Annotated in this window: 19 protein-coding genes; 15 read left to right on the top strand and 4 right to left on the bottom strand. The window is 57.7% G+C overall.

Going from position 1 to position 20,536, the window contains the following annotated elements:
• Nucleotides 1-75: 75 nt before the first annotated feature.
• The 3 genes from ACVLVH_RS08610 to pstB are packed head-to-tail and all read left to right on the top strand — an operon-like array spanning nucleotide 76 to nucleotide 4,543.
• Complete coding sequence (locus tag ACVLVH_RS08610) at nucleotides 76-2,169, top strand: ABC transporter permease subunit (protein ID WP_498949200.1); 2,094 nt, start codon at nucleotides 76-78, stop codon at nucleotides 2,167-2,169.
• The gene (pstA, locus tag ACVLVH_RS08605; protein WP_312464215.1) at nucleotides 2,166-3,764 is read left to right on the top strand and encodes a phosphate ABC transporter permease PstA; all 1,599 of its coding nucleotides are present in this window, start codon (nucleotides 2,166-2,168) and stop codon (nucleotides 3,762-3,764) included. Before ACVLVH_RS08610 ends, pstA begins: the two co-directional genes overlap by 4 nt.
• Before the next feature lie 11 nt (nucleotides 3,765-3,775).
• A complete protein-coding gene (pstB, locus tag ACVLVH_RS08600; RefSeq protein ID WP_312464214.1) occupies nucleotides 3,776-4,543 on the top strand; it encodes a phosphate ABC transporter ATP-binding protein PstB in 768 nt (255 codons plus the stop codon).
• A gap of 109 nt (nucleotides 4,544-4,652) precedes the next feature.
• Here the strand turns inward: pstB and purN are convergent, their stop codons facing one another.
• Both purN and purM read right to left on the bottom strand, forming a co-directional pair.
• Nucleotides 4,653-5,291 carry a phosphoribosylglycinamide formyltransferase gene (purN, locus tag ACVLVH_RS08595; protein WP_312464213.1) on the bottom strand — a complete coding sequence of 213 codons (639 nt, stop codon included), beginning with the start codon at nucleotides 5,289-5,291 and terminating at the stop codon, nucleotides 4,653-4,655.
• Nucleotides 5,288-6,328 (bottom strand): phosphoribosylformylglycinamidine cyclo-ligase, encoded by a 1,041-nt coding sequence (gene purM, locus ACVLVH_RS08590; protein ID WP_008108330.1) that lies wholly within the window; start codon nucleotides 6,326-6,328, stop codon nucleotides 5,288-5,290. Before purM ends, purN begins: the two co-directional genes overlap by 4 nt.
• A 230-nt stretch (nucleotides 6,329-6,558) precedes the next feature.
• On the opposite strand from purM, the gene upp reads away from it, so the two are divergent.
• The 3 genes from upp (at nucleotide 6,559) to hda (ending at nucleotide 9,382) form a co-directional block, all read left to right on the top strand.
• Complete coding sequence (upp, locus tag ACVLVH_RS08585; protein ID WP_008108331.1) at nucleotides 6,559-7,185, top strand: uracil phosphoribosyltransferase; 627 nt, start codon at nucleotides 6,559-6,561, stop codon at nucleotides 7,183-7,185.
• A 118-nt stretch (nucleotides 7,186-7,303) separates the two neighbouring features.
• Nucleotides 7,304-8,587 carry a uracil permease gene (gene uraA, locus ACVLVH_RS08580; RefSeq protein WP_280171958.1) on the top strand — a complete coding sequence of 428 codons (1,284 nt, stop codon included), beginning with the start codon at nucleotides 7,304-7,306 and terminating at the stop codon, nucleotides 8,585-8,587.
• Between the two features lie 93 nt (nucleotides 8,588-8,680).
• On the top strand, nucleotides 8,681-9,382 hold the full coding sequence (gene hda / locus ACVLVH_RS08575) for a DnaA inactivator Hda (protein ID WP_036649513.1): 702 nt from the start codon (nucleotides 8,681-8,683) through the stop codon (nucleotides 9,380-9,382).
• Here hda and arsC read toward each other — a convergent pair.
• Together arsC and bepA are read right to left on the bottom strand one after the other, a co-directional pair.
• Entirely contained in the window at nucleotides 9,379-9,726 is a 348-nt protein-coding gene (gene arsC, locus ACVLVH_RS08570; RefSeq protein WP_192411399.1) for an arsenate reductase (glutaredoxin), read from the bottom strand. The genes hda and arsC overlap by 4 nt on opposite strands.
• A gap of 4 nt (nucleotides 9,727-9,730) precedes the next feature.
• Nucleotides 9,731-11,194, bottom strand: coding sequence for a beta-barrel assembly-enhancing protease (gene bepA, locus ACVLVH_RS08565; RefSeq protein ID WP_192233031.1), 1,464 nt, complete (start codon nucleotides 11,192-11,194; stop codon nucleotides 9,731-9,733).
• Between the two features lie 641 nt (nucleotides 11,195-11,835).
• Here bepA and ACVLVH_RS08560 point away from each other — a divergent pair.
• The 9 genes from ACVLVH_RS08560 to ACVLVH_RS08520 all read left to right on the top strand — a co-directional run bounded on the left by ACVLVH_RS08560 (nucleotide 11,836) and on the right by ACVLVH_RS08520 (nucleotide 20,534).
• Nucleotides 11,836-12,441, top strand: coding sequence for a DsrE family protein (locus ACVLVH_RS08560; protein WP_192411400.1), 606 nt, complete (start codon nucleotides 11,836-11,838; stop codon nucleotides 12,439-12,441).
• A gap of 23 nt (nucleotides 12,442-12,464) precedes the next feature.
• Nucleotides 12,465-13,073, top strand: coding sequence for a DsrE family protein (locus ACVLVH_RS08555; protein WP_101763515.1), 609 nt, complete (start codon nucleotides 12,465-12,467; stop codon nucleotides 13,071-13,073).
• 126 nt (nucleotides 13,074-13,199) lie between these two features.
• A complete protein-coding gene (locus tag ACVLVH_RS08550) occupies nucleotides 13,200-14,225 on the top strand; it encodes a substrate-binding domain-containing protein (RefSeq protein WP_110866487.1) in 1,026 nt (341 codons plus the stop codon).
• Complete coding sequence (locus tag ACVLVH_RS08545) at nucleotides 14,222-15,235, top strand: ABC transporter substrate-binding protein (RefSeq protein WP_192411401.1); 1,014 nt, start codon at nucleotides 14,222-14,224, stop codon at nucleotides 15,233-15,235. Before ACVLVH_RS08550 ends, ACVLVH_RS08545 begins: the two co-directional genes overlap by 4 nt.
• Nucleotides 15,235-16,098 carry an ABC transporter permease gene (locus ACVLVH_RS08540; protein ID WP_192411402.1) on the top strand — a complete coding sequence of 288 codons (864 nt, stop codon included), beginning with the start codon at nucleotides 15,235-15,237 and terminating at the stop codon, nucleotides 16,096-16,098. Before ACVLVH_RS08545 ends, ACVLVH_RS08540 begins: the two co-directional genes overlap by 1 nt.
• On the top strand, nucleotides 16,095-16,907 hold the full coding sequence (locus ACVLVH_RS08535) for an ABC transporter permease (protein WP_312464757.1): 813 nt from the start codon (nucleotides 16,095-16,097) through the stop codon (nucleotides 16,905-16,907). Before ACVLVH_RS08540 ends, ACVLVH_RS08535 begins: the two co-directional genes overlap by 4 nt.
• Nucleotides 16,904-17,887 carry an ABC transporter ATP-binding protein gene (locus tag ACVLVH_RS08530; RefSeq protein WP_192233045.1) on the top strand — a complete coding sequence of 328 codons (984 nt, stop codon included), beginning with the start codon at nucleotides 16,904-16,906 and terminating at the stop codon, nucleotides 17,885-17,887. Before ACVLVH_RS08535 ends, ACVLVH_RS08530 begins: the two co-directional genes overlap by 4 nt.
• 70 nt (nucleotides 17,888-17,957) lie before the next feature.
• Entirely contained in the window at nucleotides 17,958-18,776 is an 819-nt protein-coding gene (locus tag ACVLVH_RS08525; RefSeq protein WP_498949274.1) for a phosphodiesterase, read from the top strand.
• Between the two features lie 165 nt (nucleotides 18,777-18,941).
• Complete coding sequence (locus tag ACVLVH_RS08520) at nucleotides 18,942-20,534, top strand: sensor domain-containing diguanylate cyclase (protein WP_312464759.1); 1,593 nt, start codon at nucleotides 18,942-18,944, stop codon at nucleotides 20,532-20,534.
• Nucleotides 20,535-20,536: the final 2 nt, after the last annotated feature.

Below are 20,536 nucleotides of genomic sequence, written 5' to 3'. Positions count from 1 at the left end.
TCCAACGTCAAAGGTTGTCTTATCAATCAGCTACGGGCAACATAGCGACTTGTTTCCATCGGTAACCTGGCCTGCATGAGCATAAATCGTATTCCCGTCCACTTTAGCGACCGTCGTCGACGCGCCACTGATAATTTAGTGCGCCGCGTCGTCACAGCTTGCGGCGTGGGAATTTTGCTGCTGATGTTACTGCTGTTCTTCTGGTTGATCTGGGTGGTGTTGCCGCTGTTTAGCGCGCCGGGGATGCATGCCACCACCAATATTCAGCTGTGGGACAAAACCCCAATGCTGGCGATGGGCAGCGACGGCCATTTGGGCTGGCGCATTAGCCGCAACGAAGCGCGCTTTATTCCGCTTGATGGTCAACCTGCCGCTCCCGCACTGGCGCTGAATGGCAAACCCGATGCGGCGATCGCAAGCTTTGACAACCGCAGCGTGCTGCTCAATATGCAGGGCGAACTGCTGTTAATGCAACCGGTTATCCGCAACGGCAGCGGCGAATGGGGCTTCCCGCTCGGCGATCGTCCGCTGCGCTTACCGCAAGGCCCGGTCAGTAATATGGCGCTGACGTCGCTCAACGACCATCAATGGTTGATCGCGGCGCAAACCGCAGATGGCATCAGCCTGCTGACGCTGGAAAATCAGCAAAAAGTGAATCAGATTCTGTTACCACAGCAGCAGGCCGATCATCTGCTGCTGTCGCCGGATGGCTCTTTGCTCTACGCCAGCAGCGGGCGTTTGCTGCGCGTGTGGCAAATCACATCTGATGGCGCACAGTTACGTGAAACGCAAACCCTCAATCTGCCGCCGCAAAGCCTGCATATGCTGGCCGGTGGACGCACCTTGCTGATTCAGGATGCGCAGGGCGTACAGCAATGGTTCGCTATCGCCAGTGATAATGGGCCGCGCTTACAACAGATTCACACCTTCAACGGTAGCCAGCAGGTACGCGGAATAACGCCGGAGCCGCAGCGCCGCGTGTTTGCCACTTACGATGCGCAGGGCAAGGTTCAGCTATTTGCCAGCAAGCAGCAGGGCGCGATTTTAACGCGTCAGCTGGCACCGGGCATTCAGGCGCTGGCCTTCGCGCCGCACGGTGATGCCTTGATCATTGAACGCGCCGGGGAATGGCAACAGTTTGCGCTGGATAACCCGTGGCCGGACTTCACCTGGCGCAACCTGTGGCAAAAAATCTGGTACGAAAACTATCCGCAGGCCGATTGGGTATGGCAATCCACCGCGGCGGGCGACACCTATCAAGCCAAGTTCAGCCTGATGCCGCTGGTACTGGGCACGCTGAAAGCCGCCAGTCTGGCGCTGCTGTTTGCCACGCCGCTGGCGCTGGCCGCCGCGATGTACACCGCGTGGTTTATGTCGCCGGGTTTACGTCGCTGGGTTAAACCGGCGATCGAAATGATGGGCGCGCTGCCCAGCGTGGTGATTGGTTTAATCGCTGGCGTGTGGCTGGCGCCGCACATCAGCACCGCGCTGGTTGGCGTGCTGCTGCTGCCGCCGGTGTTGGCCGCGACCTTATTATTGTGCGGCGTGCTGAGTCCGCGTTTGCCGGCCAGCTGGCGACGTCCTGGTTTTGAAGTGATTCTGCTGCTGCCACTACTGTTAGTGGTGACCTTGCTGACGCTGTGGCTGCCGACGCTGTTCTGGCCGGAGATTGGCGAGCGTTTAGCGCATTACGAACAGCGCAACTTATTAGTTGCTGCGCTGGCGATGGGTTTTGCACTGGTGCCGCTGATTTTCACCCTATCGGAAGATGCGCTGTTCAGCGTGCCGGGCGCGCTCGGGCAGGGCTCGCTGGCGCTGGGCGCCACGCCGTGGCAAACCCTGACGCGTGTGGTGCTGCCGGGTGCCTCCGCGGGCATCTTCGCCGCCTTGATGATTGGCTTTGGCCGCGCCGTCGGCGAGACGATGATTGTGCTGATGGCCACCGGCAACACGCCGGTTAGCGAAGGCGGCTTATTTGCTGGCCTGCGTGCACTCTCCGCCAACATTGCCATTGAGATGCCCGAAGCCGCAGCGGGCAGCGCGCATTACCGCATTCTGTTCCTCAGTGCGTTGTTGCTGTTGATCTTCACCTTGGTGATCAACACCATCGCCGAGTTGATTCGTCAGCGCTTGCGCCAACGCTACAGCCAGCATGAGGGCCACGGATGACGGCGATAAAACAAAACGATCGCTGGCGCTGGCTCACCGCCGGCGCCGTCGCGGTTTGCCTGCTGGCGTTTACCTTGCTGATTGGTTTGCTCGGCTGGCAGGGCGTGCGTGCCTTCTGGCCGCAGCCGGTCGATCAATATCAGTTCCAGCCGCCGCAAGGCAGCCCGGTGATGGTGCTGGGTGAAACCTTGCAAAAGCAGCAGCAGGGCGAACAGTGGCGCTATGTGGTGAAAACCGGCAACCGTGACTTTGCCGCGCCGGATTTCCGCGTGCTCTACAGTCAGGGCGAGGCGAAAACCCGTCGTCCTGCTGATGTGTTGGTGCTGCAGCGCCGCAACGGCGGCAACGCCTATGGTTGGCTGGTGGAGCTGCGCCAGGATAACGAAGTCATGACCGCTCAAAGCCGCGATGCCTTGCTGCATCAGCGTTTGCAGCAGGTACATGAGCAGTTGCGCCAGGCGAGTAACATCCGCCGCATTGAGATGGCGCGCCTTAATGCACAGCTGGAAAGCTTGCAGCAGCAGGCCGATGAGCAGCAGCGTAACGGCCGCTTCAGCCTGGAAGTGCAGTCTGAGTTTGATGCCAATCGCACGGCGTTACAGCGCCGCTTTAACGCGCTGGCGCAGCAGTTAACTCATCTGCAGCACGAAAGTCAGCGCGATACGCTGGTGCTGCGCGATGTGAACGGCGTGGATCACACCATCCCATTGGCGCAGGTGGTGGATGCGTGGTATCCGAATGCCATGACCTTAACCAACAAAACGCTGCACTTCTTCGGTCAGATTTGGCAATTCGTCAGCGATTCACCGACTTCCGGTGGCGGCGAGAGCGGGGCGTTTCCGGCAATTTTTGGCACCGTGCTGATGGTGCTGTTGATGTCGATCATCGTCATGCCGCTCGGCGTCATCGCGGCGGTATGGCTGCACGAATACGCCGGACGCAATGCGTTGACGCGGCTGGTGCGCATCGCGGTGGTGAATCTTGCGGGCGTGCCGTCAATTGTCTACGGCGTGTTTGGCCTCGGTTTCTTTGTCTGGCTGATTGGCGGCACCCTCGACCAGCTGTTTTTCTCCAGCGCCTTACCCAATCCGACTTTTGGTACGCCGGGATTGCTGTGGGCCGCGCTGACGCTGGCGCTGCTGACGCTGCCGGTGGTGATCGTTGCCACCGAAGAGGGATTGTCGCGCATTCCGGATAATCTGCGTCAGGGATCGCTTGCGCTGGGCGCAACGCAGGCGGAAACGCTGTGGCGCGTGGTGCTGCCGCTGGCGGTACCGGCCATGCTCACCGGCTTGATTCTGGCGGTGGCGCGTGCGGCTGGAGAAACCGCGCCGCTGATGCTGGTGGGCGTGGTGAAGATGGTGCCTGAGCTGCCGGTTGATGCGGTATTCCCTTATCTGCACCTCGATCGCAAATTCATGCACCTCGGTTTTCAGATCTACGATTTGGCGTTCCAGAGCCCCAACATCGATGCTGATCGACCGCTGGTTTACGCCACCGCTTTGCTGCTGGTGGTGATCATCCTGTCGCTCAATCTGCTGGCGATGGCGTTGCGCCATCGGCTGCGTGAGCGTTACCGGATTATGACGCACTAAAAAGGTTTCTGATGACGCCCGATTACGACATTGCCCTTAGCGTTAATCAGCTGTCGCTGTGGTATGGCGAACGCCAGGCGCTGAATAACATTGATCTGCAGATTCCGAAGAACCGCATCACGGCGTTGATTGGTCCTTCCGGCTGTGGCAAATCGACGCTGCTGCGCTGTTTCAATCGCATGAATGATGTGATCGATCGCTGTCGCATTGAAGGTGAGATTCTGCTCGGTGATTACGTGGTGATGCAGGCGAATCAGGATCTTCCCGCGCTGCGTCGCCGCATTGGCATGGTGTTCCAGCGGCCGAATCCGTTTCCTAAATCGATCTACGAAAACGTGGTTTACGGCCTGCGCTTGCAGGGCGTGCGCGATCGTCGCGTGCTGAATGAAGCCTGTGAGCGTGCGCTGCGCGCGGCGGCGTTGTGGGGCGAAGTGAAAGATCAGCTGGGGCAGAACGCGTTAACGCTCTCTAACGGCCAGCAGCAGCGTTTGGTGATTGCGCGCGCCATTGCCATCGAGCCGGAAGTGTTACTGCTGGATGAGCCCACTTCGGCACTTGATCCGATCTCAACGCTGGTGATCGAGGAGTTGATGACCACGCTGAAGCAGCATTTCACGCTGGTGCTGGTGACGCACAATATGCAGCAGGCGGCACGCGTGTCGGATTACACCGCGTTTATGCACAACGGTCAGTTGGTAGAGTTTGACGAAACCGACAGAATCTTCACCTCACCGAAAGCGCGGCGAACCGAAGATTATATTACGGGAAGATTTGGTTAAAAAAGTCTGCGATTTGTAGCGGCGCAATTTATTGCGCAATGCCCGGATGGGCACGATGTTGCCATCGAAATGCGCGATAAATCGCGCCGCTTCGGAATATGCATAACATTCAATCGTGAGCATAGCCTTGCGTCGGTAATAACTGACCATCCAGCCATGCTCTACCTTCACGCATCTGCAAACGCCCATCAACAAACCAGCTGATCACCAGCGGATAGATCGCGTGTTCCTGATGCTGCACGCGCGCGCTGATCTCGTCTTCGCTATCGCCAGCAAACACCGGCACACGCGCTTGCAAAATAATGGGTCCGCCATCCAGCTCGTCAGTGACAAAATGCACTGAGGTGCCATGCTCCTCGTCGCCGTTTTCCAGCGCCTGACGATGCGTGTGTAAGCCCGGATATTTTGGCAACAGCGACGGATGAATATTCACCAGACGATCGTGATAGTGCGCGACAAAAGCGCTGCTGAGGATGCGCATATAACCGGCCAGCACCACCAGATCCGGCGCGTAAGCATCAATCTCCTGCATCAGCTGGCGATCAAAGGCTTCGCGGTCGGCAAAATCACTGGCGGCTAACGCAAGTGACGGGACATTGGCTTCCCGCGCGCGCGTTAAACCAAACGCGCTGGCTTTATTACTGAAAACGGCAGCGACGCTGCCGTTGATACGCCCGCTTGCGCAGGCGTCGAGGATGGACTGAAGATTGCTTCCGTTGCCGGAGATCAGTACAACCAGTTTTTTCATGGATTGATAACCACACGCTCTTCGGAATCAGATGCTTTAATCACACCGATTTTCCACGCTTTTTCGCCCGCGTCGGTCATCAGCTGTACCGCTTTATCGGCTTCCGCCGGGCTCAGCGCAATCACCATGCCCACGCCGCAGTTAAAGGTGCGGTACATTTCGTGACGGCTGACGTTGCCCGCCTGCTGCAACCAGCTGAACACAGACGGCCACTGCCAGCTGCTCTCTTCCAGCACCGCCTGGGTGTTATCTGGCAACACGCGCGGGATGTTTTCCCAGAAGCCGCCGCCGGTCAGATGCGAAATCGCATGCACATCAACCTGTTCGATCAGGCTAAGGATGTTTTTCACATAGATGCGGGTTGGCGCCAGCAGGTGATCGGCCAGTGATTTGCCATCCAGCTGTTTGGTGGCCGGATCGGTCTGGCTGACTTCAAGAATCTTGCGCACCAGTGAATAACCGTTCGAGTGTGGACCGCTGGAACCCAACGCGATCAGCACGTCGCCGTCCTGCACTTTCGAACCGTCAATGATCTCTGATTTTTCCACCACGCCGACGCAGAAACCCGCCACGTCGTAATCTTCGCCGTGGTACATGCCCGGCATTTCAGCGGTTTCACCGCCGACCAGCGCACAACCCGACTGCAAGCAACCTTCGGCGATGCCGGTGATCACCGATGACGCGGTATCCACATCCAGCTTGCCGGTCGCGTAATAATCGAGGAAGAACAGCGGCTCAGCACCCTGAACAATCAGATCGTTAACACACATCGCGACCAGATCAATGCCGATGCTGTCGTGGCGTTTGAGATCCATCGCCAGACGCAGCTTGGTGCCGACGCCATCGGTTCCGGAGACCAGCACCGGCTCGCGGTACTTCTGCGGCAGCGCACAGAGCGCGCCGAATCCGCCCAATCCACCCATGACTTCCGGGCGGCGGGTTTTTTTCACTACGCCTTTAATACGGTCAACCAGATCGTTACCAGCATCGATATCAACACCGGCGTCTTTGTAGCTGAGAGAGGTTTTGTCGGTCACTGCGGAATCCCCACGCGAGTTGCGGTTGGTGGCAAAAATTAAGCGCGGCAATTCTAACAGCGCAGGCAAACGTTTGCGAGTCCCATCTCATGCTGCCTTTGCATCGCCTCAGATTTTCGCCAATCCTTAGATGACGCAGGCTATTGACCGATGACAAGTGGCGCAGCAGCGAAAAGGCGGTATAATCCGGCGATTTTTTTTTAGCTCAACTCAATTCCGGGAGAACAATCATGAAGATCGTGGAAGTCAAACACCCGCTGGTCAAACATAAACTGGGCCTGATGCGTGAGCATGATATCAGCACCAAGCGTTTCCGCGAGCTAGCCTCGGAAGTGGGCAGCTTGCTGACCTATGAAGCCACCGCCGATCTGGAAACCGAGCGTGTCACCATCGAAGGCTGGAATGGTCCGGTTGAAATCGATCAGATCAAAGGTAAAAAAATCACCGTGGTTCCGATTCTGCGTGCGGGTCTTGGCATGATGGAAGGCGTGCTTGAGCACGTTCCCAGCGCGCGCATCAGCGTGGTGGGCGTGTATCGTGATGAAGAGACGCTGGAGCCGGTTCCTTATTTCCAGAAGCTGGTTTCGAACATCGAAGAGCGCCTGGCGCTGGTGGTCGACCCGATGCTGGCAACCGGCGGTTCGATGATCGCCACCATCGATCTGCTGAAAAAAGCCGGTTGTACCAGCATTAAAGTGCTGGTGCTGGTGGCCGCACCTGAAGGTATTGCCGCGCTGGAGAAAGCGCATCCGGATGTGGAGCTTTACACCGCATCTATCGATCAGGGATTGAACGAGAAGGGCTACATCATTCCTGGACTCGGCGATGCCGGGGACAAGATTTTCGGAACCAAATAAAAGAAACCAGCCGGCCAGAGAGTCGGCTTTTTTTTGGCAAAAACACAACATTGTCATCCTCGAGTTATTCGAGCCAACGCAGCCATGGCTCGAAGAACGAAGAGGATAGGGGATAATAATGACTCGTCGTGCTATTGGTGTGGGCGAACGTCCGCCACTGTTGCAAACCATTCCACTCAGCTTACAGCATCTGTTCGCCATGTTCGGCGCAACCGTGCTGGTGCCGATTCTGTTCCACATCAACCCGGCCACGGTGTTGCTGTTTAACGGCGTCGGAACGCTGCTCTATCTGTTTATCTGTAAAGGCAAAATCCCCGCTTATCTCGGATCGAGCTTTGCCTTTATTTCGCCGGTGCTGCTGCTATTGCCGTTGGGTTATGAAGTGGCGCTGGGCGGCTTTATTCTCTGCGGTTTGCTGTTCTGTATGGTGGCGCTGATCGTCAAGAAAGCCGGTACCGGCTGGCTGGACGTGATGTTCCCACCGGCAGCGATGGGCGCGATTGTCGCGGTTATCGGTCTGGAACTGGCGGGCGTGGCGGCGAATATGGCCGGCCTGCTGCCTGCTGACGGCACATCGCCAGACAGCAAAACCGTGATCATCTCGATGGTGACGCTGGCGGTGACCGTGTTTGGTTCGGTGCTGTTCCGTGGTTTCCTCGCCATCATCCCGATTTTAGTCGGCGTGTTGGTCGGCTATGCGCTCTCTTACGCGATGGGCATTGTGGACTGGACCGCGGTGGAAAATGCGCCGTGGTTTGCGCTGCCAACCTTCTACACGCCGCGTTTTGAATGGGTGGCGATGCTGACCATTCTGCCAGCCGCACTGGTGGTGATTGCCGAGCACGTGGGTCACTTGGTGGTCACCGCGAATATCGTGAAGAAAGATCTGATCCGCGATCCGGGTCTGCACCGCTCAATGTTCGCTAACGGTTTATCCACCATGATCTCCGGTTTCTTCGGCTCCACGCCGAACACCACTTACGGTGAGAATATCGGTGTAATGGCGATTACCCGCGTGTACAGCACCTGGGTAATTGGCGGCGCGGCGATCTTTGCCATTCTGCTTTCGTGCGTCGGCAAGCTGGCGGCGGCGATTCAGGCGGTTCCTGTGCCGGTGATGGGCGGCGTATCGCTGCTGCTGTACGGCGTAATTGGCGCGTCCGGTATTCGTGTGCTGATCGAGTCGAAAGTGGATTACAACAAAGCGCAGAACCTGATCCTGACCTCGGTGATCCTGATCATCGGCGTGAGCGGTGCCAAAGTGCATATCGGCGCGGCCGAGCTGAAAGGCATGGCGTTGGCGACTATTGTAGGCGTCAGCCTGGCGCTGATCTTCCGTTTAATCAGCGTATTGCGCCCGGAAGAGGTGGTGCTGGACGCTGAAGAGAAGCGCGAAAGTTAAGGCTGCAAGCCGGGCAGGGAAGCCCGGTTCATCTCCGGCAAAGATCGTGATAAACTTGCGCGGTTTTCTGCCCGCTCATCCGTTGAGGTACTTCTGAACACGCCGGCACAGCTCTCATTGCCACTCTATTTACCCGATGATGAAACCTTCGCCAGTTTCTGGCCGGGGGAAAACACGTCTCTGCTGGCGGCGCTGCAAGGCGCACTCTCTCAGCAACACGGTAGCTATCTCTATTTCTGGTCGCGCGAAGGCGGTGGCCGCAGTCATCTGCTGCATGCCGCCTGTGCGGAACTCTCGGCGCGCGGCGAAGCGGTGGGCTATGTGCCGCTGGATAAGCGCACCTGGTTTGTGCCGGAAGTCCTGGAAGGCATGGAGAATCTGGCGCTGGTGTGCATCGATAATATCGAGTGCATCGCGGGCGATCCGGAGTGGGAAATGGCGATCTTTGATCTCTACAATCGTATTCTGGAAATCGGTAAAACGCGTTTGCTGATTACCGGCGATCGACCGCCGCGCCAGCTCAATCTCGGCTTACCGGATCTGGCTTCACGTCTCGACTGGGGACAGATTTACCGTTTGCAGCCGCTATCGGATGACGACAAATTACAGGCGATGCAGCTGCGTGCCGGATTGCGTGGTTTTGAGTTGCCGGAAGATGTCGGGCGCTTCCTGTTGAAACGCCTCGACCGTGAGATGCGCACGCTGTTTGATACGCTGGATCGTCTCGACCGCGCCTCCATCAGCGCCCAGCGCAAACTCACCATTCCTTTTGTTAAAGAAGCGCTGGAGCTTTAGATAATCTCCAGCACCGCTTCGGGTGGACGACCAATACGCGCCTGTTCGCCCTTGATCACAATCGGGCGTTCAATCAGTTTCGGATGATCCACCATCGCCTGCAGCAGGTGAGCCTCGCTTAACGCGCTATCCGCTAAAGCCAACTCTTGATACAAATCCTCTTTACGCCGCATCAGTTCGCGCGCGCTGTGCATGCCGAGCTGTTTCAACAGACGTTTTAGCGTGGGGACATCGGGCGGCGTCTCAAGATAAAGCACCACATCGGGCTCGATACCTCGCTCCTGCAACAGCGCCAGCGTTTCGCGGCTCTTGCTGCAGCGCGGGTTGTGATAAATGCTGACCATCTTCTTATCCTTTTTGATAAACCTTAAAACGCTTTTGCAGTTCACGGAACTGGTCGATACGTGCGTCATAGCGCGCTTGTTTCAGGCTGCCGAGCGGCACCTGCGCGCTGGCGCTGCTCAAGGTGGAGATCGCCTGATCGAGCTGGCCGTTGAGCGCCAACCCTTCCGCGCGCGCCGAAAGTTCTTCATCGCGCAAACCCTGCGCCGCAGAGGCCTGCGCCAGCAGATCAAAGGCGTTAACATCGTCTGGATGGGCAAAGGTGTAGCGATTGAGGATGCGGCTGGCGTTGGCGGGCTGCTTTGCTTCGACATAGGCATTAGCCAGATTCAACTGCAATACCGGATTGCTGCTGCTGCCTTTGGCGCTGCTCAGCATGGCGATCGCCTGCTGCGGCTGATTCAGGCCGATGTCGATATCGGTCATGATATCGAGGAACCAGACGTTATCCGGCTGTTTCGCCAGCAGCGGGGCGATCACCCGTTTGGCGCTATCAAAGCTTTTGGCCTGCAGGAACTGTATCGCTTTGCCGTACTGCGCCGCCTGCTGCTCGCGCACGTTGCCTTTGGCGTATTCGTTCAGCAGGTCATCAGTTAGCTGATTGCGGCCAGTGGCGTACATGCCGAGCGAGCGCACTTTCGCCATGTAGAAATCCTGCGATGACTGCACCACCACCGGACGCATCTGGTTGGCGCGGTTACGCGCATCGGCAAGTCGGCTGTCGGGTAACGGGTGCGTCAGCAAAATTTCCGGCGGCTTGGAGGAGAAGCGGCTCTGATCCGCCAGCTTCTGCAAGAAAGTCGGCATCGCTTGCGGATCGAATCCGGCGCGTTGCAGCACCTGAATACCGATGCGGTCGGCTTCCTGCTCGTTGCCCTGGGTAAAGCTGATAATGCCTTGCTGCGCACCGGCCAGCGTACCGGTCAATGCCGCCATGCCGGCTTGCGGGCTGGCCATTGCCAGCAGAATCGAGCCCAATGCGCCGACCCAGGTCAGCGGCGCATTGCGTCGCTGCTCTTCCATGGCGCGCGCCAGATGGCGCTGCGTGACGTGCGAGATTTCGTGCGCCATCACCGACGCCAGCTGGCTTTCGTTATCGGTATAGCGGAACAGCGATGAATGCAGCACCACGTTGCCGCCAAAGAAGGCGAAGGCGTTGAGTTCGTCGTTCTGGATCAAAAAGAAGTGGAACGGCGTGCGCACCGAGTTGGCATGCGCCACCAGTCGCTGACCAAGCTCGTTAATGTATTGATTCAACAGCGGGTCGTTGATCAGAGGCGCACTGGCGCGCAGCTGGCGCACGTAGAAGTCGCCCATCTGCAGTTCCTGATTAATCGAAAGCGTTGAACCTGCTGTGGTGCCCATGTCGGGCAGCGTATCACTAACGTCAGCGCGCGCACTCAGCGCAGGCGTCAGCAGCAGCGTAGGAATAAGGGCCGCCAGCACTGATTTTTTCAACCGATTAAACATGCCTTGATCCTGTAAATGTCACCCAAAATTGGAAAGGTAAGTGGTTCAAATGTTCTGCACTATTTTTCCCTTTGCGGAACGCGCTCTATCTTAACCAGACTGCGGCGACAAGCAAACGATGAAGATTCATGAGCTTTAAATGAAAAAAGGGTTACAGCATGACGAAATTGCAGCAAAAAATTGAATAGCACGCCGCGATTTAAACAGGCTTCTTTATCCGCAGAAGTTAAAGTTACGTAAAGTTGCTCAAAATTATTGAATTTGGCATGAACTTTTCCAGGTTTACTCTGAAAAGCGGCGGCAAATCAGCGGTGTTGGCCCGCTTTATCCATCAGTGTTTTTAATCGTGAAGACGACGCACAGAGCATTCTACACAGTTATCATCGGACGGATTTTAAACGCACGTAAACTTATTCCCTCTGTATTAGGATCACAATTTCACGGCCACGCATTTCTCAACTCCTGCCAAAGCGACAATCGAAACCCTTTTTCAATTAACCTTGCTAATTATTTTTCACGCAATGAAAACGCCGGACAGCCCGTCACTACAGGACTTTTGCCTTGCTCACGCTGTGGTATAGATAAGGCACTTTATTCAAACGGACTGTGAATTGACGCGCAGTGTAAGCCGGAGAGTTTTTATGCGTTCTGTAGTTTCATACGCCCTTATCGCAATTGTCGGTGGCTTTGTTGGCGCCACCGTGAGTAAAGGTGATGACCTGTATCAGCGTGTTGTCAGCCATTTTTCCTCTGCACCCACCGATCCCGACGGCTTCTGGAGCACGCCCGCCGTCGACGGCTACGGCAAAATCCATTACGAACCGGATGCGGCTTTCAAACCGGTGGTCGGTTTAAGCAACAAAGTGGTGTTTCAAATTACCCGCAGTGAAGGGGAGATGACGCGCCCAAATCTTGGACTGGAGCGCGTAGCGCGCGTGGTCAATCTCTATATCGCTTCGGGCGTGCCCGCTGACGACCTGCACTTTGTGGTATCGGTCACCGGTGATGCCACGCCAGCGATGCTGGATAACGCGCATTTCCAGCAGTTCTACCAGGCGGACAACCCCAATCTGGCGCTGATCGGCGCACTGAATAAGTTGGGCGTGAAGGTTTCCGTATGCGATCAGTCGGTGGCGTTCCATCACTTCCCGAGAGCGTGGATTGACCCATCGGTGATTCATGCACTCTCCAGCCCGACCACCGTGTCGACGCTGGAAAATCAAGGTTATGCACTCTTACAGATGTAAATTTCAGGCACAGGAGAAGTGAAATGCGTCCAGCATCCTATATCGTTATTGCGGCTCTGGCAGGGTTTGTCGGCGGCAATGTATTACAGCTCCCCGATTTGGTCGACAAGGTCAGCGACAAATTTGCTGACAAGAAAAGTGAACCGGCTGATTTCTGGAGCACGCCGGCGATCGAAGGTTACGGCAAAATCCACTTTGTGAATGTGCCGGACTACAATCCGGCCACCACGCCAGGGTTGAGCAATAAAATCGTCTTCCAGATCAACCGTAATGAAGGCGATGTGCGTCAGCCGAACCTTGGGCTGGAGCGCGTGGCACGCGTCACCAACCTCTATTACGCGGCGGGCGTACCGCTCGATCAGCTGAAATTTGTGGTCTCGATTAACAGCGATGCGGTTCCTGCGGCGTTGAATAATGAGCAATTCCGCAAAACCTACGGCACCGATAACCCCAATCTCAAGCTGATTGATGAGTTGAAAAAAGCTGGCGTGAAGGTGACCATTTGCGATCAGTCGGTGGCTTTCCATCAGCTGGAGCGCAACTGGATCGATACGCGCGTCACCCACACGCTGTCGAGCGGCACCACCGTGGCGTCGCTGCAGAACGAAGGTTACGCCTTCCTGATGCTCTGATTTCTGCCTGACAGCAGTTCGCGCTGCTGTCATCCCGCTGTCATTTATCCGCGATGTTGCTGTCACAGTTCGCCGCTACTTTAAGCGCCAATGAGATCGATCTCATTGGCACTTTACGAGGCGAACATGTCCGATTTAATCAGCGTGGCCAAACTGGCTGGCGTTTCTCGCGCTACCGCCGCCCGCGCATTCTCTGATCCGCATCTGCTGCGAGCTGACACGCTGGAAAAGGTGTTGAGCGCCTCTGAGCAGCTCGGCTTTCGCCCCAATCACATTGCTCGCCAACTGCGTACCCAAAGTTCAACCACCTTCGGCGTGCTGCTGCCGTCGCTGCTGAATCCGATTTTCGCCCGTCAACTGCAAGCGATGGAGCGTCAGGCGCGTGCCGCCGGTTACGGTCTGCTGGTGGCAACCAGCGATTATCAGCCCGAGCGGGAAGCGGCGATGGTGGAGCACATGCTGAACCAGCGCGTTGCCGGTTTGGTTCTTACCGTCGCCGACGCCGACAACAGCGCCATCCTGCATACGCTGCATCAAGCCAGCATGCCGTTTGTTCTGACGCATAACGTGCCGCAGGCCACGCACTGGCCCGCAATTTGCGTCGATAACCGCCAGGCGATGCAGCAAGCCACCGAACACCTGCTGCAGCTCGGCCATCGCCACATCGGTATGGTGGCCGGTCCCATGCTGCAATCGGATCGCGCCCGTCTGCGCTATCAGGGCTATTGCGATGCCATGCAGCAGGCCGGATTGCGCGCGCTGCCGGTACTCGAAATGCCCAGCCATACCCAATCTGATTTCGCGCTGCTGCAGCCGCAACTGAGTGGCGACACGCCGCTCAGCGCGGTGATCTGCACCAACGATCTGCTCGCCATCAGCCTGATTGGTGCTGCGGCGCGCGCCGGAGTGCGCATTCCGCAGCAGCTGTCGGTGATGGGTTTTGATGGCATCGATATCGGCGAGCACATCGCGCCGTCGCTGGCGAGCGTAAGTCAGCCAGCTGACATGCTCGGCGCCGGGGCGATCGACATGCTGTTACAACAAGCCAGCCACGGCACGCGCGTGCTGCCACATCGATTAAGGCTCGGGGCCAGTATCGCCGCGCCAGCAACCTCTTTTTCTTCCATTGCCACTATCAGGGAACCATCATGAAAAAAGTCACAATGATTGCCGGGGCGCTCGCACTGACCGCCGGTTCGCTGTTCAGTTCGCTGGCGCAGGCCGCCGATACGGCGATTTGCTACAACTGTCCTCCCGAATGGGCGGACTGGGGAACCCAGCTTAACGCCATTGCTAAAGACACTGGCATTCAGGTGCCGCAGGACAATAAAAACTCCGGCCAGGCGCTGGCGCAGCTGGTGGCGGAGCAGGGTAATCCGGTGGCAGATGTGGTGTATTACGGCGTCAGTTTTGGCATCCAGGCGGATAGCGCCGGTGTCATCAGCGCCTATAAACCCGCGCATTGGGACGAGATCCCAGCGGGAATGAAAGATCCCGACGGCAAATGGGTGGCGCTGCACTCCGGCACCATGGGCTTTATGGTTAACCTTGATGCGCTGGGCGGCGCGCCGGTGCCGCAATCCTGGGACGATCTGCTGAAGCCTGAATACAAAGGCATGATTGGCTACCTCGATCCGGCTAGCGCCTTTGTCGGTTACGTGGCGGCCGTGGCGGTCAACCAGGCGAAGGGCGGCAACATGCAGGACTTTACACCCGCGCTGACATGGTTCAAAAAACTCCAGGCTAACCAGCCGATCGTACCGAAGCAGACCGCCTACGCGCGCCTGATCTCCGGTGAGATTCCGATCCTGCTCGACTACGACTTCAACGCCTACCGTGCGAAATATAAAGATCACGCCAATGTCGCCTTTGTGATCCCGAAAGAGGGCACGGTTACGGTGCCGTACGTCATCAGCCTGGTGAAGAACGCGCCGCACGCAGACAACGGCAAGAAAGTGATCGACTACGTGTTGTCGGATAAAGGTCAGGCGATTTGGGCCAATGCCTTCCTGCGTCCGGTACGCACCTCGGCGATGTCCGCTGACGCGAAGAAATTCTTCCTGCCAGACAGCGATTATGCGCGTGCGCAAACCGTGAACTATCAGCAGATGGCCGATGCGCAGAAGGCCTTCTCGGCGACATACCTGAGCGAGATGCGTTAATGTCGATGGCTGACACGCTGGCGGCCTCGCGCCGCCAGATACCTACGCAACCGGGCAGCCGCTGGTTGTGGCTGACGCTGCCCGCGCTGCTGTTCTTCTGCGCTTTCTGGCTGCTGCCGTTTGCCCGCCTGCTGCAAATCGGCATGCAGGACGATCGCAGCACCCAGCACAGCGGTTACTGGACGGTGATCACGCAGCCGCACTATCTGCTGAGCCTGCTGAACACTGTGCTGCTGTCGCTGGCGGTCACGCTGGTGACGTTACTCATCGCCGCTATCGTCGGCTGCTTTCTGGCACGCCAGCGCTTTGCCGGGCGCGGCACCTTGCTGGCGTTGCTGACCTTTCCGCTGGCGTTTCCCGGCGTGGTGGTGGGTTTTCTGGTGGTGATGCTGGCTGGACGTCAGGGATTGCTGGCGCAAATCAGCATGAGTTTGGTGCATGAACGCTGGACGCTGGCCTATTCGCTGGCGGGTCTGTTTATCGGTTACCTCTATTTCTCGCTGCCGCGCGCCATCGTCACGCTGGTAGCAGCCAGTGAAAAACTCGATCGCTCGCTGGAAGAAGCAGCACGTTCGCTCGGCGCCAGCCAGTGGCGCATCACCTGGGATGTGATTGTGCCCGGCCTGCAACCGGCGCTGCTCTCCACCGGCGCACTGTGCTTCGCTACCAGCATGGGCGCTTTTGGCACCGCCTTTACGCTCGGCACCGATTTGGCGGTGCTACCACTGACCATTTACGGCGAGTTCACCAATTACGCCAACTTCGCCACCGCCGCCGCGCTGTCAGTGTTGATGGGTGGATTCGCTTGGCTGGCACTGATGCTGGCGCGCCGTCTGGCGCAGGCTAAGGAGGCGCAATCATGAAACGTCGTGGACTGTTTAGCCTGCAACTGCTGATCACCGCCATCACCGCGCTGTTTATGATCGTGCCGGTGGTGCTGTCAATGCTGGCGGGCGTCACCAATAACTATTTCATCGGCCTGCGCAGCGGCTTCACGCTGAAGTGGGTGGAGCAAGTGTGGCAGATGTACGCCGATACTTTCTGGCTGTCGCTGCTGATCGCGCTGTTCTGCCTGCTGGTTACCTTGATGATTGGCGTTCCCGCCGCGTGGGGATTGCTGAAAGCGCCGGGTCGCTGGGCGGCGCGTATTGAAGAGTGCTTGATGCTGCCGGTGGCGCTGCCCGGTCTGGCGACCGCGCTCGGCATCATTCTGCTCTACGGCCAGTTTTCCGGCCTGCGTGATAGCTGGCTGTTCATCTTGATTGGTCACGTGCTGTTTACCTTGCCGTTTATGATGCGGCCGGTGCTGGCGGTGATGCAGGCGGTGGATATGCCGCGCCTGGAAGAAGCATCGGCCAGCCTCGGCGCCAGCTGGTGGCAGCGCTTCTTTACCGTGGTGGTGCCGAACTGCCGCAACGGCATTCTTGCTGGCGCGTTTATGGTGATCACGCTGTCGGTGGGTGAATTTAACATTACATGGATGCTGCACACGCCGCTGACCAAAACCTTGCCGGTTGGCCTTGCCGACAGCTATGCCTCAATGCGGCTGGAAGTGGGTTCCGCCTACACGCTGATTTTCATTCTGATGATTCTGCCGCTGCTGCTGATGCTCAATGCCGTGAATCACTGGCTTAACCGCGCGGTTTCGCGCCAACACAAGGAGGCAGCATGAACCCTGCGGCCGTTACCGTGACGCTGCGCGGCTGCGCACGTCATTTTAATCATCATCAGGCGCTGCAACCGCTCGATCTCACAGTGCATGCCGGCGAAACGCTGGTGCTGCTGGGGCCGTCCGGCTGCGGCAAAACCACCACGCTGCGCATTATCAGCGGGCTGGAGAGCTGCGATGTCGGCGGCGAAGTGTGGTTTGACGATCGCAACGTTACCGCTTTACCGATTGAAAAACGCAACGTCGGCATGGTGTTCCAGAACTACGCGCTGTTCCCGAATCTCAATGTGGCCGGGAACGTAGCGTACGGCCTGAAAGTGCAGGGCGTGGCGCGTGCCGAACGGGAAGCGCGCGTACAGGAGATGCTGGCGCTGGTGGATCTCACCGCGCTGGCGCAGCGTAGCATCGACAAACTCTCCGGCGGCCAGAAGCAGCGTGTGGCGCTGGCGCGCGCGTTAGCCGCGCAGCCCAAAGTGCTGCTGTTTGATGAGCCGCTGGCGGCGCTGGATGCGCGCCTGCGCGATCGTCTGCGTCTGGAGATCGGCGCGCTACTGAAGAAGCTGGCGATCACCGCCGTTTACGTGACGCACGATCAGCAGGAAGCGATGGCGCTCGGCGACCGTATTGCGGTGATGGAGCAGGGACGTTTGGTGCAGATCGATACGCCGCAGAAAATTTATCAGCATCCGGCGTCAAAATTTGTCGCCGATTTTGTGGGTGCGATTAACTGCGTAGATGTGGATACGCGCGGCCATCCGCAGCGCTTTTGCCGCCCGGAAGATGTGCTGCTGGCCAGCGATGAGCGTTATCCGCGCCAGGGTTTTATTGTTGCCAGCACCTTTCTGGGCGCGTCGCAGCGGTTGATGATCGACATCGGGCTGGCGACGCCCATTCAGGTGGATCGCCACGCGCGTGAAGCCTGGCATGCCGGACAAGCGGTGAGCTGGACGCTGGCGCAGGACGCCGCGCTGCAGTTTTCTTAATTGGCCCGGTTGCCATAAATGGCGACCGCCGCGCTTAAACATCCAAAGGAAAAAATTCGTGTCTGAAGCAATGACGCTCATCGCGCAAATCAGCGATTTACACATCAAGGCCAACGGCCGTTTATCCTACAAAAAAGTCGACACTCAAGCCGCGCTACTGCGGGTGATTGAGACGCTAAACCGCCTTGCGCCGCGCCCCGACATAGTGGTGATGACCGGCGATCTGGTCGATTTCGGCACCGCGGCAGAGTATCAAACGTTAAAGCAGGCGCTGCGTCAGCTGCAGCTGCCGTTTCTGCTGATGCCGGGCAACCACGACGATCGCCAGGCGCTGCGTGCGGCGTTTCCGGATCATCACTATCTGCAGCACGGAGCAACCTTGAACTGGCAGATACAGGTGAAAGGCGTGCAGCTGCTGGCGCTCGATTCCAGCGTGCCACAGCAGCCATGGGGCTATGTGGATGAAGCGCAGCTGCGCTGGCTTGATGAGCAGTTGCAGCGCCAGCCGCAGTTGCCGACGCTGGTGATGCTGCATCATCCGCCGTTTCTTTGCGGCATCGAACATATGGATAACCAGCCGCTGCGCAATCCGGCGGCGCTGGCGGCGATTATTCAGCGCCATCCACAGGTGGAACGCGTGCTGAGCGGTCATCTGCACCGCTCGGTGCAGGCGCGTTTTGCCGGTACGCTGGCGTGCGTGGCGCCGGGTGTATCGCATCAGGTGGCGTTTGATCTCGCGGAAAATGCACCGGCGAATTTTATGCTGGAGCCGCCCGGTTTTCTGCTGCATCGCTGGCATGCGCAGCAGGGCATGAGCACGCATTTGTGTGCTATCGGCGATTATCCCGGTCCGTGGCCGTTTTACGATGCCAACGGTTTGATCGATTAGCGCCAGCGTAGAGAAAGAATTGTGTGTGGCTGACAGGATGCTTCGTGCTCAATTTGCGTTGTGGGTGTACAATCGCCCGTTAGCTCACCAGGGCAAGTGCATCCAACTATAACAAGACTGTCAGGCACACATATCGATGAATCTATTCACTAAGGTCGGTGCGCTATGCTAACGCGCCTGCGGCCAAAAACTGACCTGCGCACGCTGATCGCGCTGTTGGCGATCACCAGCATCGTCATCACACTTGCCAACACGCTGTACGCCACCTGGCGCGTACAACGTATGGTCCTGATCGAAAGCACCCTCGAAGCCAATCGCGCTTACGCCACTAAACTGGCGGCGACGACGGAGGTCTTCTTTCAGCTGGCTCAGTCGCAGCTGCACTACAGCGCGACGCAGCTGGGCAATGATTTTGATGATGCCGATTTGGCGCAGCAGGAAGTCAATCGCCTGCGTGAGCAAACTAATAGCTTTAACTCGGTGGCGGTGGTGGACAGCAACGGCATCGTGAAAGCCATTTCACCCGAATCGCTGATGCTGAAAGGCATGCAGCTCACCAGCCAGGCTTCGCGTGAAGCGCTGGCGCAGCGTCAGCCGATGGTCAGCAAACCCAGCATCTCCGCCGCCAATAATCTGATTGTGTTTGTCTCCTGGCCGATCTGGAGCAAAGACGGACGTTACCTTGGCTACGTCGGCGGCACCATCTATCTGAAGAAGAAAAGCATCCTTAATGCGCTGCTCGGCGAGCAGTTCTATCGCGATGGCACGCATGTTTACGTGCTGGATCGCAATAATCAGGTGCTGTACCACCAGAATACCCAGCTGATTGGTAAAAGCGTGCCGGGCATCGTTAGCGATCGCCAGCGCGAGGAGAAAACCAACGGTGAAGTGCAACTGACGGAAGAGAACGTGCCTAAGCTGGCCGGTTACGCCATCGTGCCCACCACCGGCTGGATGGTGGTGGCGTTGAAACCCACCGATGTGACGCTGGCGCCGCTCACCGGCTTGCTGCTCAAAGTGTTGAAAAACTCGGTGCCATTTGCGCTGCTGACCTTGCTGGTGGCGGTGATTCTGTCGCGTCTGATTGCGCTGCCGCTGTGGCAACTGGCGCGCAAAGCCAGCCAGATGGATTCCCAGGGCGTGTCGAACGAGATTGGCGGCATTCGCGCCTGGTATTTCGAAGCGGCGCAGGTCAAACGCGCGCTGCTCACCGGTATTGGTTTAGTGCAGGATAAGATTGGTCGCCTGAAATCGGAAGTGCAGAGCGATCCCATGACCAATCTGCTTAACCGTCGAGGCCTGAGCGCGGTGCTCGACTACTTCGCCACCATGCGCCAACCGTTCTCGGTGCTGGCGCTGGATATCGATCACTTCAAACGGGTCAACGATACCTTCGGTCATGACGTCGGCGATGAGGTGATTAAACATGTGGCGCGAACCTTACGCAGCAGCGCCCGTCAAACCGATGTGGTGTGCCGTAACGGCGGGGAAGAGTTCCTGATGTTGCTGCCTGCGACGTCGGTGGAAGACGCACGCATTCTGGCCGAGCGCGTGCGCATCAGCATTGCAGAAAACTGGATTGATCAGGTTGGCAATGTCACGCTGTCGGTGGGCATTGCCGACTGGCAGCCGGAAAGTGGTTCGCAGGAGCAGAGCCTCAAGCAGGCCGATGCCGCGCTTTATCAGGCGAAAAATGCCGGACGCAACTGCGTGATGATCTCCGGTCAGGATGCGTTGGTCAGCAGCATTACGCATTAACG

The sequence above is a fragment of the Kluyvera sp. 1366 genome, assembly GCF_054823405.1.
The sequence above is the reverse complement of the archived record's forward strand: the minus strand, read 5'-3'. Positions and strand labels throughout refer to the sequence as shown.

Excerpts from the sequence above, each read along its gene's own strand:
- ACVLVH_RS08550 (WP_110866487.1), top strand. The coding sequence starts at position 13,200 with ATGTCCGATTTAATCAGCGTGGCCAAACTGGCTGGCGTTTCTCGCGCT.
- purN (WP_312464213.1), bottom strand. The coding sequence starts at position 5,291 with ATGAAAAAACTGGTTGTACTGATCTCCGGCAACGGAAGCAATCTTCAG.
- ACVLVH_RS08530 (WP_192233045.1), top strand. The coding sequence starts at position 16,904 with ATGAACCCTGCGGCCGTTACCGTGACGCTGCGCGGCTGCGCACGTCAT.
- ACVLVH_RS08520 (WP_312464759.1), top strand. The coding sequence starts at position 18,942 with ATGCTAACGCGCCTGCGGCCAAAAACTGACCTGCGCACGCTGATCGCG.
- ACVLVH_RS08535 (WP_312464757.1), top strand. The coding sequence starts at position 16,095 with ATGAAACGTCGTGGACTGTTTAGCCTGCAACTGCTGATCACCGCCATC.
- pstA (WP_312464215.1), top strand. The coding sequence starts at position 2,166 with ATGACGGCGATAAAACAAAACGATCGCTGGCGCTGGCTCACCGCCGGC.
- bepA (WP_192233031.1), bottom strand. The coding sequence starts at position 11,194 with ATGTTTAATCGGTTGAAAAAATCAGTGCTGGCGGCCCTTATTCCTACG.
- pstB (WP_312464214.1), top strand. The coding sequence starts at position 3,776 with ATGACGCCCGATTACGACATTGCCCTTAGCGTTAATCAGCTGTCGCTG.
- ACVLVH_RS08540 (WP_192411402.1), top strand. The coding sequence starts at position 15,235 with ATGTCGATGGCTGACACGCTGGCGGCCTCGCGCCGCCAGATACCTACG.
- ACVLVH_RS08525 (WP_498949274.1), top strand. The coding sequence starts at position 17,958 with ATGACGCTCATCGCGCAAATCAGCGATTTACACATCAAGGCCAACGGC.
- ACVLVH_RS08560 (WP_192411400.1), top strand. The coding sequence starts at position 11,836 with ATGCGTTCTGTAGTTTCATACGCCCTTATCGCAATTGTCGGTGGCTTT.
- upp (WP_008108331.1), top strand. The coding sequence starts at position 6,559 with ATGAAGATCGTGGAAGTCAAACACCCGCTGGTCAAACATAAACTGGGC.
- arsC (WP_192411399.1), bottom strand. The coding sequence starts at position 9,726 with ATGGTCAGCATTTATCACAACCCGCGCTGCAGCAAGAGCCGCGAAACG.
- ACVLVH_RS08555 (WP_101763515.1), top strand. The coding sequence starts at position 12,465 with ATGCGTCCAGCATCCTATATCGTTATTGCGGCTCTGGCAGGGTTTGTC.
- ACVLVH_RS08610 (WP_498949200.1), top strand. The coding sequence starts at position 76 with ATGAGCATAAATCGTATTCCCGTCCACTTTAGCGACCGTCGTCGACGC.
- uraA (WP_280171958.1), top strand. The coding sequence starts at position 7,304 with ATGACTCGTCGTGCTATTGGTGTGGGCGAACGTCCGCCACTGTTGCAA.
- ACVLVH_RS08545 (WP_192411401.1), top strand. The coding sequence starts at position 14,222 with ATGAAAAAAGTCACAATGATTGCCGGGGCGCTCGCACTGACCGCCGGT.